Source organism: Arthrobacter sp. J156, assembly GCF_056172865.1.
This window is the reverse complement of the sequence record NZ_CM149650.1, coordinates 231,186-242,927: the sequence shown is the minus strand read 5'-3', so window position 1 is coordinate 242,927 and position 11,742 is coordinate 231,186. Positions and strand designations below refer to the sequence as shown.

Here is an 11,742-nt window from a genome sequence, read left to right as displayed (position 1 = left end):
TTACGGTAACGCCATGATGTGCCGCGCGGGGAATACGTGACGGAGGCGGCACCCCGTGCCGGGGTGCCGCCTCCGTCTCCCGCGGCCCGTCGAGCGGGCGGGGCGTGGTCGCGCGTGGTGCTAGTCGTTCCCGCGCAGGATCGCGATGATGCGGATGATCTCCACGTAGAGCCAGACCATGGTCACGGTCAGGCCGAAGGCGCCCGTCCAGGAATAGCGCTCGGGCGCCCCGTTGCGGACGCCCTCCTCGATGGAGGTGAAGTCCAGGACGAGGGCGTAGGTGGCCAGCAGGACGGCGAGGGCGCCGATCGCGAGTCCGAGCCAGCCCTGACGCAGGCCGAACATGCCCTCGGTGACGCCGAAGAGGACGAGCCCGAGGTTCACGAGGGAGAACACCAGGTAGGCGCCCATCGCGATCATGAACATCCGGGTCATCTTCGGGGTGGCCCGGTACTTCCCCGACCGGTAGAGCACGAGCGTGACGGCGAAGACGCTGAGGGTGGCGATCACGGCCTGGACCGCGATGCCCGGGTACATCGTCTCCAGCACGCCCGAGAGCCCGCCGAGGAAGACTCCCTCGACGCCCGCGTAGAGGAGGATCAGGGCCGGCGACGGCTCCTTCTTGAAGCTGTTCACCAAGCCGAGCACGAGCCCGATCAGGACCGCCGGGAGCATCAGCCCGGGCAGCTGCCAGCCGACGACGGCGCCGATGAGCAGGACGCCGAAGCACATCAGGGTCTTGGTGACGACGTCGTTGACGCTCATCCGGCCCGTCTCGGCGGGGCCGGCGGAACGCTGGTTGTAGAGCTCCTCGAGCTGCTGCGCGGACAGCGTGGACTGCTGCGCCACGGCCGCTCCCGAAACGCCCTGCGGACGCATCTGCTCCTTGAACGACTTCGAGTTGAAGACGGGATTTCCCCCGAGTGCCATGTGGTTCTCCTCCGGTGGTGTTTGTCACTAGCCTACCGGTCTCAACGCGCGGGGGCGCGCGGACGATCCCCGCGGGCGGCGACGCCCCGCCGTCGTTATCGGATTGCGACCTTCCGGGAAACATTAATTTGATTAGGGCGAAACTTCGTGGGACTACGATAAGGGCACTAGTGATTCAGCTCACACTGACTGGATCCTCGCACCGTTCATTCCCGTCCATGGGGGCAACCGCCCCCACACTGGAGGTCCACACCGTGAGTCATGCCCACAGCCTGACCCGTTGGGGGATCCTGGGCGCACTGATGCTGGCCATGCTGGCATCGCTGCTTGCCCTGGCCCCCGCGGCGAACGCCCTGCCAGCCGCCGCATCCGTGCCGGCGGCCGCCACGCAGGCCAGCACCCAGGAACTAGCGATCCGCGGAACCATCCGCCACGCGCAGGAACCGCTGCAGGGGGTGAGAATCACCGCCACGGGCGACGGCTTCACCGGGGAGTCGATCACCGACGAGAACGGCCGCTGGGAGATCATCGTCCCCGTCAAGGCCCAGTACACGGTCGAGCTGGACACCAGTACCCTCCCCGAGGAGGCGCCGCTGGCCGAAGGACAGCAGAACCCCCGCACCGTCACCTTCGGCAACACGTCCAACGTCGGCGTGATCTTCCAGGTCGGCGAGGTCGCGGCCGGGGGCGGAGCCACCTTCCTGGACACGCTCGCCGAGCGGGCCCTCGCAGGACTCAGCTTCGGGCTCCTGCTGGCCCTCGCCGCCGTCGGACTCTCCCTGATCTTCGGCACGACCGGGCTGACCAACTTCGCCCACGGCGAGATGGTCACCTTCGGCGCCGTCGCCGCGTTCGGGCTCGCGGCCACCGGAATGCCCGTCTGGCTCGCGCTCGGCATCGCCGTCCTCCTGGGCGGCGCCCTCGGCTACGCGCAGGACTGGGGCCTCTGGCGCCCCTTGCGCCGCCGCGGATCCGCCCTCGTGCCGATGATGATCGTCTCGATCGGCCTCGCCCTCGCGATGCGCTACGTCATCCAGTTCTTCTTCGGCGGATCCACCCGCCAGCTGCCCGGGGCGCAGAGCCCCGTGATCGAGTTCGGCACCGTGGCCATCACGCGGAACAACCTGACCTCGCTCATCATCTCGGCCGTCGTCATCACCCTGCTGGGCATCCTGCTGCTCAAGACCCGCTTCGGCAAGGCCACCCGCGCCGTCGCCGACAACCCCGCCCTCGCCTCTGCCTCCGGCATCGACGTCGACGCCGTGATCCGCATGGTGTGGGTCGCCGGAGGCATGCTCGCCGCGCTCGGCGGGATCCTGTGGGCCTACTACCGGCCCGGCGCCTCCTTCAACATGGGCCAGCAGATCCTGCTGCTGATCTTCGCCGGCGTCACCCTCGGCGGGCTCGGCACCGTGTTCGGCGCGCTCGTCGGCTCGATCCTCGTGGGCCTCATGGTGGAGATCTCCACCATCTGGCTCGAAGCCGACCTGAAGTACGTCGGCGCACTGTTCGTCATGATCGCCGTCCTCCTCTTCCGGCCCCAGGGCATCCTGGGCCGCAAAGAGCGCGTGGGTTAGGAGAAACCATGGACTTCGCACTCATCCTCGGAAACGCGCTCGGCGAGATCGTCAGCCCCATCACCGCCGCCTACGCCCTGGGCGCGCTCGGCCTGGCCGTGCACTTCGGCTACTCGGGCCTGCTGAACTTCGGCCAGGCCGGGTTCATGGCGGTCGGCGCCTACGGCTTCGCCATCTCGACGCTGACGTTCAACGCGCCGTTGCCGCTGGCCGTCCTCTCGGCCATCGTCTGCTCGGTCGTCTTCGCGCTCCTGCTCGGCATCCCCACCCTGAGGCTGCGGGCCGACTACCTGGCCATCGTCACGATCGCGGCGGCCGAGATCGTCCGCTACGTCGTCACGACGAACTCGCTGACGCGGGTGACCGGATCCGCCAACGGCCTCGCGAACTTCGAACGCGGCTTCTACGCGCTGAACCCGTTCTCCTCCGGCACCTACAACCTCGGCCCGCTGCGCTTCAACGACCGGACGCTGTGGGTCACGGTCGTCGCCTGGAGCGTCGTGCTGCTGTGCGCCCTGGCCGTGTGGCTGCTCATGCGCAGCCCGTGGGGCCGCATCCTCAAGGGCATCCGGGAGGACGAGGACGCCGTGCGCTCGCTCGGCAAGAACGTCTTCGTCTACAAGATGCAGGCGCTCGTCATCGGCGGCATCTTCGGTTCGCTCGCCGGCATCCTCTTCACCTTGCCGACAGGGGCCGTCCAGCCCGCCAACTACGGCACGGAGCTGACGTTCTTCCTGTGGACGGCGCTGCTGCTCGGCGGCATGGCCACCGTGTTCGGCTCCGTGATCGGCGCGATGATCTTCTGGGTGGTCCTGTCCCTGACCCAGGGCCTGCTCGTCGGGCTCATCCAGGCCGGCATCGTCACGTTCCTCAGCCCGGCCCAGGCCGGCCAGCTGCGCTACATCCTCGTCGGCGTGGCGCTCATGCTCCTGATGGTCTTCAGGCCCCAGGGCATCCTCGGCAACAAGAAGGAGCTCGCGTTCTCATGAGCCACGCAGCACAGACACCAGCGCCGGACGCGGGAAGCACGGCCCAGGCCGTCGCCGACCCGTCCCACTACATGACGGACACCCGCCCCATCGCCGCCGGGGAGACCGGCCCCGGCTGCAAGAAGCGGGATCCCATCGTCGTCGCGAAGAACGTGACACGCAGTTTCGGAGCGCTCAACGCCGTCGACGTCGACTACCTCGAGATCCCGCGGCACAAGATCACGGCGCTGATCGGCCCGAACGGGGCCGGGAAGACGACGCTCTTCAACCTCCTGACGGGGTTCGACACCCCCAACTCGGGCGACTGGGAGTTCGACGGGACCAAGATCTCGGGCGTGCCCCCGCACCGCGTGGCGCGCATGGGCATGGTGCGCACCTTCCAGCTCACCAAGGTCATGGGCAAGCTGACGGTCATCGAGAACATGCGGCTCGGGGCGGACAAGCAGCCGGGCGAGAGCCTCTTCAAGGCCATGTTCCGCTGGATCTGGAGCGGCCGCGAGGACGAGATCACACGGAACGCCGACGTGCTGCTCGAGAAGTTCAAGCTCGACGCCAAACGCGAGGACTACGCCGCATCGCTCTCGGGCGGCCAGCGCAAGCTCCTCGAGATGGCGCGCTCGCTCATGACCAACCCGAAGCTCGTGATGCTCGACGAGCCCATGGCGGGCGTGAACCCGGCCCTGACCCAGTCGCTCCTGGACCACATCAAGAACCTGAAGGCCGAGGGCATGACCGTGCTGTTCGTCGAGCACGACATGCACATGGTCCGCCACATCGCCGACTGGGTCGTCGTGATGGCGGAGGGCAAGGTCGTGGCCGAGGGCCCGCCGGGGATCGTCATGAAGGACCAGGCCGTGATCGACGCCTACCTGGGCGCGCACCACGACGTCGACCTGGGTTCCGACGCGGGCGTCGAGGCGCTCGAGGAGCAGCTGGCGCAGGACGAGGAATCCGTCGTCGGAACCGAGGATGCCGGCATCCTCGGCGACGTCGACGCCGGCTCGATCGAGCTCGGCGAGGGCGTGGAGGGAACCGCGGGCCACGACGACGCCGGCACCGAGGGCAAGGAGGACAAGGCATGAACACGACCACGAATCCCACCGGGGACGAAGCCGCGACGGAACAGGCGGAGGCGGTCGTCACCGTCACCGACCTCGTCGCCGGATACCTGCCCGGCGTCAACATCCTGAATGGGTGCAGCATCGAGGCCCGCAAGGGCGAGCTGATCGGCATCATCGGTCCCAATGGCGCCGGCAAGTCGACGCTCCTCAAGGCCATGTTCGGGCTCGTCAAGGTCCACTCGGGCACCGTCGTGGTGCGCGGGCAGGACCTCACCGGGCTCAAGGCGAACAAGCTCGTCTCCCGCGGCGTCGGGTTCGTCCCGCAGACGAACAACGTCTTCCCGTCGCTGTCGATCGAGGAGAACCTCCAGATGGGCATGTACCAGCGCCCGAAGGACTTCTCCCACCGCTTCGACTTCGTCACGTCGCTCTTCCCGGAGCTCGGCAAGCGGCGCGCGCAGCGGGCGGGTTCGCTCTCCGGCGGCGAGCGGCAGATGGTCGCCATGGGGCGGGCCCTGATGATGGATCCCGCGGTGCTGCTGCTCGACGAGCCCTCGGCCGGCCTCTCCCCCGTGAAGCAGGACGAGACGTTCCTGCGCGTCCACGAGATCAACCGCGCCGGCGTGAGCGTGATCATGGTCGAGCAGAACGCCCGGCGCTGCCTGCAGATCTGCGACCGCGCCTACGTGCTGGACCAGGGACGCGACGCGTACACGGGGACGGGCCGCGAGCTCATGAAGGACCCCCAGGTCATCAAGCTCTACCTCGGCGACCTGGCCGACAAGGTGGCGGAAGCGGACCAGTAGCCCGCCGCACGCCCTCGGAAGGCCCCGGACCAATGGTCCGGGGCTTTCCGCGTGCCGGGGCCCGGGAGCGCGGCCGACTCCCGCACGGCCCCGGCTCCACGCCACCCGGCGGTGCCGGCGTCAAGGCTGGAAGGAGGCCGGCTGACCGGCAACTACCCCGACGCCGCGGGAGGGGATGAGGGAGGGCTCCTGGCGGACGGGAATCGGCCGGCGCGCACAGCCCCGGCCCCACGGCCCCGGCGGTGTCGGTGTCAAGGCTGGAAAGAGGCCGGCTGAGCGACAACTATCCCGACGCCGCCGGAGGGGATGAGGGAGGGCCTCTGGCGAGCAGGGAGCGGGCTGCTGCGGGTGCCGGGGCCGCAGGATGTCCCCGCGGGATCGTCCCGGGGTCGGCGGGGCGTGAGGGGAATCGCGGTGGCTCCGTGCCCTCGACGCGGGAAGGCCCGCCACGGAATCCGTGGCGGGCCTTCCCGACAGTGCGGGCGATGTGATGGGCGGCTCTAGATCGAGCCCTCTTCTTCCTGGATCGGCTGCGGGACGTTGTCCCCGTCGTACTGGTAGATGCCCATGATGCCCTCGGAGACGTCGCCCTTGTCGGAGAAGGAGATCGGTCCCGAGATGCCGTCGAAGTCGATGTCCTTGCCCTCGTCGAGCAGGGCCTTGCACGAGGCGAAGTCGTTGCACTTCTCACCGTCGCGGGACACGGCCACGAGGTTGTCGGCGATCGTGCGGGCATCCGTGCCGCCGCCGGCGACGGCTGCGAGCGCGATCAGGATGGTCGCATCGTAGGACTCGCCGGCGTAGTTCCAGACCTCGAGGGAGTCGTCGACCTCGGCCAGGCGGGCCTTGAAGTCGTCCTTGGCGAACGAACCCGGCTGGGTGCCCCAGGCGCCCTCGAGGGTGCCCGGGTCGAAGTCGGCCGAGTAGTCGGAGAGGTTGCCGTCGACGAAGTACAGCTGCTCCGGGCTGATGCCCTTCTGGATCAGCAGCGGGATGATCTGCTTCGACTGGTCGAAGGAGATCACCGCGATCGCGTCCGGGTTGGCCGCCACGACGTCGTCGACCTGGGCGGAGAACTGGGAGTCGCCCTCGTTGAACATCGGCTCGGCGACGATCTGGCCGCCGGCTTCCTCGACGGCGGTCTTGATGTTGGAGGCAAGACCGGTGCCGTAGGCGTCGTTGAGGACGATCATGCCGACGTTCGCGGCGCCCTGGCTGACCATGAAGTTGCCGAGGATGCGGCCCTGCATGACGTCGGACGGGGCGGTGCGCCAGTAGAGGTTGTCGTCGTCCCAGTCGGTGAAGTCCGGGGAGGTGTTCGCCGGGGAGAACATGATGGTTCCCTCGCCGGTGATCTGGTTGATGACGGTCTTGGAAACGCCCGAGGACGCGGCGCCGATGATCGCGGAGACCCCCTGGCCCAACAGGTCGGTGGTGGACTGGGTGGCGATGTTGGTGGTGGTGTCGCCGGAGTCGCGGTGGACGATCTGGACGTCCTGGCCGTTGACCCCTCCGGCCTCGTTGATTTCCTTGATGGCCAGGTCGACGCCGGCGATCTCCGGCGGGCCGAGGAAGGCGAGCGCGCCGGTGGTCGGCAGGAGGCTGCCGAGCTTGAGCGCCTCGCCGTCGCCCCCTCCGCCGTTGCCGCCTCCGGTCCCGGCTCCATTGGACCCGCCACAGGCGGTGGCCATCAGGGCAATGGCCGCACCGGCGGCCAGCAGCTTGGCGCCGCGGGCAAAACGGGCATCGCGTGATGCATTCATAAAATAATCTCCTCGATCAAGGGCCGGTCCGGCCCTGTGATGCGCATCTCAGGGGTTCCTGATTACTGAAGAAGGTAGCCCAGAAATGGGGCGAAGATAAGGACTTTTTGTTACATCCTTGTAACTCCCATCACATTTGCTTCGGATCAACTGCCGACCACGATTTCCGTGGGCGACGAGGGTGTCCCGCGACGGATATCGCAGCACCGACTTCACCGTGGAGAACAATGGCGCACCGGCGGTGCTAGCTTGTATCCCGACGAACCCCGCCCCCGCCGCCCCGACTTGTCAAAGGACCCGACCATGCCGACCCCGTTCCCGCCCACCTCCGGCCCCGCCGCACGCCGCACGGTCCTCGCCGCGGGGATCGCCACCCTCGTCGCGGGCGCCACCGGCCTGCAGGCAGCGCCCGCACAGGCGGCGGTCGTTCCCATCAAGCTGCGCCTGGCGACGCTCGCGAACGTCAACATCCGCTCCGGCGCCTCGACGTCGCACAAGGTCCTGGGAGTCGCGAAGAAGGGCACGACGCTCGCGGTGACCGGGCGGGCCTCCAACGGCTGGTTCCGGCTGACCTGGAAGCAGCGCACCGCCTACGTCTCCCACACCGTGCTGACGCATGCGAAGACGAAGGAGAAGTACACGACCACGCGCAACGGGCTGCCGCTCTCCGCCCTGTGGTTCACGCGGTCCTCCGGCGTCCGCCTCTACCACCTTCCCGGGGGCGCCGTCATGGTCGCCGACCTCTACGCGGGCACCCCGGTCTGGCGCGATGCCGCGCTGGAGAAGGCCTACGGGCCGCGGGCGGGTTGGGCCTACGTCCGCACCGCCGGAGCCCTCGGCTGGATGCGGACCGCCGACCTCCGACGCACGCAGCCCCGCGCGACGGCGTGGAAGGGCAAGACGACGGCGGCACAGCTGCGCCGCTCGGCCAATGGGAAGCTGCCCAGCTCGGCGCTCGTGGCGATCCCGTGGGATCCGCAGAAGAACCTCATCGCCGGGCCGGCGCTGGCGGACCTGACGCGGATGAACGCGGCCTTCAAGAAGAAGTTCGGACGGGATCTCGAGGTCGACCTGACCTACCGCACGCTCGGCATGCAGCGGTACCTCTACACGGACCTGGGCCCGATGATCGCCGCCCGACCCGGCACGTCGAGCCACGGCTGGGGCCTCGCGATCGATTTCCCCGAGACCAAGCCCTACGGTTTCGGCGGCGCGTACTACACGTGGCTCAAGAAGTACTCGAAGCAGTGGGGCTGGGTGCACCACAAGCGCCTCGAGCAGGGCTCCCCCTACGCCGAGGCGTGGCACTTCGAGTACGTCCGCTGACGGGGCCGCGGACCCGGTTTCCGGAACACCTCGTCAGACCCGGTTTTTCAGTACCCCCAGTGGGATTCGAACCCACAACACAGAGATTTTAAGTCTCCTGCCTCTGCCAGTTGGGCCATGGGGGCGCCCCTCCAGCGTACTGGAATCCGGGACCCGGCCGGCTGGACGACGTGAAGCGACGGCCGTCGCCACGGACACCGGCCGCCGAGTTCCCGGGCCGCGACGGGTCGGCACGGAATTCCGACCTGAAACGCCGGAGGGCGGCGGAAGGGTTGTCCCTCCGCCGCCCTCCGGGCGGGAGCGTCGGCCTACTTGGCCTCGGCCGGCTCCGCCTTCGCCTCGACCGGCTTGTCGGCAGGCTTCTCGGCCGGCTGCCCGTCATTCTTCTCGGCGGGCTTCGGGGCCGGGGTGGCGGCCTCGACGAACTGGCGGCGCGGAGTCTCGAGATCGGAGATCTGCGTCGTGTCGCGGCCCCAGAAGAGGCTCAGGAACCAGCCGCCGACGACGCGGAACTTGCGCTCGAACGTCGGCATGGCCATGCCGTGGTATCCACGGTGCGCGAGCCAGGCGGGAACGCCGCGGAGCTTGACGCCCATGACCTTGGCGACGCCCTTCCAGGAGCCGAATCCGGCGACGGCGCCGAGGTTCTTGTGCTTGTAGACCTTCACGGTGCCCACGCCGTAGCGGGTCGCGTAGAGGTTCTTGGCGAGGCGCTTGGCCTGGCGCACGGCGTGCTGGGCGTTCGGGACGCAGGTCCCGTCCGGCAGGCCGCCCGTGACGTCCGGAACGGCGGAGATGTCGCCGGCGGCCCAGGCACCCTCGATCGGGTTGCCGTCCTCGTCGACGATGCGCAGGTCCTGGCCGGTCTTGATGCGGCCGCGCGGCTCGATCGTGAAGTCCGTGGAGCGGACCATCGGGTTGGCCATGACGCCGGCGGTCCAGATGAGGGTGTCGGCGCCGAAGGTCCCGGCCGGGGACTTGTCGGCCATGTTGATGAGCTCCAGCACGCCGTCCTCGGCCTTGGCCAGGGAGGTGTTGAGCAGGACCTCGATGCCGCGGGAGCGCATGTGCTCCACGACCCACTCGGCCTGCTCGGCGGTGACCTCGGGCATGATGCGGCCCATGGCCTCGACGAGGACGAAGCGCAGCTCGCCGTCGGCGATGCGGCCGTTCTTGCGGGCCGCGGCGCGCGCCATGTCCTCGATCTCGGTGATGGCCTCGATGCCGGCGAAGCCGCCGCCGACCACGGTGAACGTCAGGGCCCGCGCGCGGGCCGACTCGTCGGTCATGACGGAGGCGGTCTCGATGCGCTCGAGGACCTTGTTGCGCAGCGCGACGGCCTCTTCGATGGTCTTCAGGCCGATGCCGGCCTCGGCCAGGCCCGGGATCGGGAAGGTGCGGGTGACGGCGCCGGCGGCCATCACGACGTCGCGGTACTCGAGCTCGAACGGCTCGCCGGAGGCCGGGACGACGACGGCCTTGCGGTTCGCGTGGTCGACGGCGGTGACGCGGCCGGTGATGAGCTCGGCGTCCTGCAGGTGCGTGCGGTGGGAGACGATGGCGTGCCGCGCCTCGATCTGGCCACCGGCCACCTCGGGCAGGAACGGCTGGTAGGTCATGTACGGCAGCGGGTCGACGACGGTCACGATGCCGCCGTGGGCCTTGACCTTCTTCTGCAGCTTCATCGCGACGTACAGGCCGACATAGCCTCCGCCGACGACGAGGATGCGCGGGCGGTCAGAAAGCTGGAGTGAGTTTGGCATGCCTCCATGATAGCCGCGCCCGGCTATTTTGTGAAAATCTTCACTAGCGCCCTTCGGGGACGTCGTCGAAGGCGTCGTGGCCGTCCTCCGCGGGGCCCCACGAGCCGGCCGCGACCGTCACCTCGGCCGCCTTTCGGCGGCGCAGCGCGCGGCGGGTGATGCCCGCGTGGACGGCCGCGGCTGCCAGCATCGCCACGAGCAGCGCACCACCGCCGAGGACGAGGACCTGGGGCAGCCCGGCCCCGGGTCTGGCGGGTTCCCGCGGGCTGGGCGCGGCCGCGGGCGGAACGGTGGAGTCCACGCTGGGGACGGCCGTCGGCGTCGAGGATTCGCCGGGATCCCCTGCACCGCGCCGGTGCACCCGGATCCACTCGGCGATGGTCCCGAGCGGATTGGCCCCGGAGTCGGCGACGTCGGCGTTGACCGCGGCGTCGGCATCGAGCAGCCCGAAGCCGTAGAGGTTGTCCACCCCGGGCGCGCCCGTGTCCTTCGCCGTGGCGAGGATCCGGTTCACGACCTGCCCGGCGGACAGCTCGGGGTGCTTGGAGCGGATCAGCGCGGCGACGCCGGCGACGAGCGGCGCGGCCCCGGAGGTCCCCGTCCACTCGGCGTAGCCGCCGCCGGGCATGCCGCCGACCAGCGGGTCGGCCGGGGCCGAGACGCCGATGCTGATGCCCTGCGTGGAGGAATCCCAGCTCGCCTTGCCGTCGCGGTCCACGCCGGCCACGGTCAGGACGCCGGGAATGGTCGCGGGGGCGCCGACCTGGATCATGCCGCCGGCCCGGTTGCCGGCCGCGGCGACGACCACGACGTCCTGCTGTTCCGCGTAGAGGAACGCGTCGTCCCAGCTGCGCGGCCAGTCGGTCGTGGTGGATCCGAGGGAGAGGTTCACGACCTTCGCCCCTTGGTCCACGGCCCACCGCAGCGCCTTCGGGACCTGCTCCTCGACACTGACGCCGCCGGGGTTGGTGCTGCCGAGCCACAGGGAAACCGTGAGCAGTTGGGCCTCCGGGGCCACGCCGATGACGCCGTCGGGGCCGGGGCCCGGCTCCGGGATCTCGATGGGCTCGGGTTCGGCGGGCGGGTCCTCGTCGTGTTCCTCGGCGTCGGCGACTGCGCGCTCGTAGGCGATGCTCTGCTGCTCCGCCTCGGCCTTCGCCCAGGCGATCTCGAGCTTGTTGTTCCCGTGCCCCGCGAGCATCGTGGCGACGAGGGTCCCGTGCTCGGGCCTCGCCCCGATGGGCCCGGAGCCGTCGGGCTCGCCGCTTCCGGACACGTCGATCCCGCCCGCCACGTTGCCGACGAGGTCCGGGTGCTCCGTGTCGACGCCGGTGTCGATGACCGCGACCTTCACGCCGGCGCCCTTCGTGTCCTTCCACGCCGCCTCGATCCCGTAGTCCTCGAGCCAGTACTGCTGCTCGCGGATCGGGTCGGCGAGGGCCGCGGGCGCCCCGCCGAGGGCGAGCCCGGCCGCGAGGACGACGGCGGCGAGGGCGCCCATGACGCCGGAACCGCGTGGCCTCATCG

General features: G+C 69.5%; 9 protein-coding genes and 1 tRNA gene. 5 read left to right on the top strand and 5 right to left on the bottom strand.

Features of this window, described 5'->3' with window-relative positions; genetic code table 11:
* Positions 1-120: 120 nt before the first annotated feature.
* Positions 121-930 carry a Bax inhibitor-1/YccA family protein gene (locus AC0QR5_RS01220; RefSeq protein ID WP_329859714.1) on the bottom strand — a complete coding sequence of 270 codons (810 nt, stop codon included), beginning with the start codon at positions 928-930 and terminating at the stop codon, positions 121-123.
* A gap of 302 nt (positions 931-1,232) precedes the next feature.
* On the opposite strand from AC0QR5_RS01220, the gene AC0QR5_RS01215 reads away from it, so the two are divergent.
* The 4 genes from AC0QR5_RS01215 (at position 1,233) to AC0QR5_RS01200 (ending at position 5,363) form a co-directional block, all read left to right on the top strand.
* The gene (locus AC0QR5_RS01215) at positions 1,233-2,507 is read left to right on the top strand and encodes a branched-chain amino acid ABC transporter permease (protein WP_329859811.1); all 1,275 of its coding nucleotides are present in this window, start codon (positions 1,233-1,235) and stop codon (positions 2,505-2,507) included.
* 8 nt (positions 2,508-2,515) lie between these two features.
* On the top strand, positions 2,516-3,496 hold the full coding sequence (locus AC0QR5_RS01210) for a branched-chain amino acid ABC transporter permease (RefSeq protein ID WP_329859713.1): 981 nt from the start codon (positions 2,516-2,518) through the stop codon (positions 3,494-3,496).
* Positions 3,497-3,567: 71 nt separating this feature from the next.
* Entirely contained in the window at positions 3,568-4,578 is a 1,011-nt protein-coding gene (locus tag AC0QR5_RS01205; RefSeq protein WP_329859810.1) for an ABC transporter ATP-binding protein, read from the top strand.
* Positions 4,575-5,363: an ABC transporter ATP-binding protein gene (locus AC0QR5_RS01200; protein ID WP_329859711.1), complete on the top strand. Its 789-nt coding sequence runs from the start codon at positions 4,575-4,577 to the stop codon at positions 5,361-5,363. Before AC0QR5_RS01205 ends, AC0QR5_RS01200 begins: the two co-directional genes overlap by 4 nt.
* 500 nt (positions 5,364-5,863) lie before the next feature.
* Here the strand turns inward: AC0QR5_RS01200 and AC0QR5_RS01195 are convergent, their stop codons facing one another.
* Positions 5,864-7,126 carry an ABC transporter substrate-binding protein gene (locus AC0QR5_RS01195; protein WP_329859710.1) on the bottom strand — a complete coding sequence of 421 codons (1,263 nt, stop codon included), beginning with the start codon at positions 7,124-7,126 and terminating at the stop codon, positions 5,864-5,866.
* Positions 7,127-7,429: 303 nt separating this feature from the next.
* Between AC0QR5_RS01195 and AC0QR5_RS01190 the strand changes: the two genes are divergently transcribed.
* Positions 7,430-8,452 (top strand): SH3 domain-containing protein, encoded by a 1,023-nt coding sequence (locus AC0QR5_RS01190; protein ID WP_329859708.1) that lies wholly within the window; start codon positions 7,430-7,432, stop codon positions 8,450-8,452.
* A gap of 51 nt (positions 8,453-8,503) precedes the next feature.
* Here AC0QR5_RS01190 and AC0QR5_RS01185 read toward each other — a convergent pair.
* From AC0QR5_RS01185 to AC0QR5_RS01175, 3 genes are all read right to left on the bottom strand, one after another.
* Positions 8,504-8,577 (bottom strand) — tRNA-Leu (locus tag AC0QR5_RS01185).
* Between the two features lie 183 nt (positions 8,578-8,760).
* Positions 8,761-10,215, bottom strand: coding sequence for an NAD(P)/FAD-dependent oxidoreductase (locus AC0QR5_RS01180; protein ID WP_329859707.1), 1,455 nt, complete (start codon positions 10,213-10,215; stop codon positions 8,761-8,763).
* 43 nt (positions 10,216-10,258) lie between these two features.
* Positions 10,259-11,740 (bottom strand): S8 family peptidase, encoded by a 1,482-nt coding sequence (locus AC0QR5_RS01175; protein ID WP_430970670.1) that lies wholly within the window; start codon positions 11,738-11,740, stop codon positions 10,259-10,261.
* Positions 11,741-11,742: the final 2 nt, after the last annotated feature.

What these genes read in the sequence shown, in the direction of transcription:
- AC0QR5_RS01205 (WP_329859810.1), top strand. Translation starts at nt 3,568, where the DNA reads ATGACGGACACCCGCCCCATCGCCGCCGGGGAGACCGGCCCCGGCTGC.
- AC0QR5_RS01180 (WP_329859707.1), bottom strand. Translation starts at nt 10,215, where the DNA reads ATGCCAAACTCACTCCAGCTTTCTGACCGCCCGCGCATCCTCGTCGTC.
- AC0QR5_RS01220 (WP_329859714.1), bottom strand. Translation starts at nt 930, where the DNA reads ATGGCACTCGGGGGAAATCCCGTCTTCAACTCGAAGTCGTTCAAGGAG.
- AC0QR5_RS01195 (WP_329859710.1), bottom strand. Translation starts at nt 7,126, where the DNA reads ATGAATGCATCACGCGATGCCCGTTTTGCCCGCGGCGCCAAGCTGCTG.
- AC0QR5_RS01200 (WP_329859711.1), top strand. Translation starts at nt 4,575, where the DNA reads ATGAACACGACCACGAATCCCACCGGGGACGAAGCCGCGACGGAACAG.
- AC0QR5_RS01190 (WP_329859708.1), top strand. Translation starts at nt 7,430, where the DNA reads ATGCCGACCCCGTTCCCGCCCACCTCCGGCCCCGCCGCACGCCGCACG.
- AC0QR5_RS01175 (WP_430970670.1), bottom strand. Translation starts at nt 11,740, where the DNA reads ATGAGGCCACGCGGTTCCGGCGTCATGGGCGCCCTCGCCGCCGTCGTC.
- AC0QR5_RS01210 (WP_329859713.1), top strand. Translation starts at nt 2,516, where the DNA reads ATGGACTTCGCACTCATCCTCGGAAACGCGCTCGGCGAGATCGTCAGC.
- AC0QR5_RS01215 (WP_329859811.1), top strand. Translation starts at nt 1,233, where the DNA reads ATGCTGGCCATGCTGGCATCGCTGCTTGCCCTGGCCCCCGCGGCGAAC.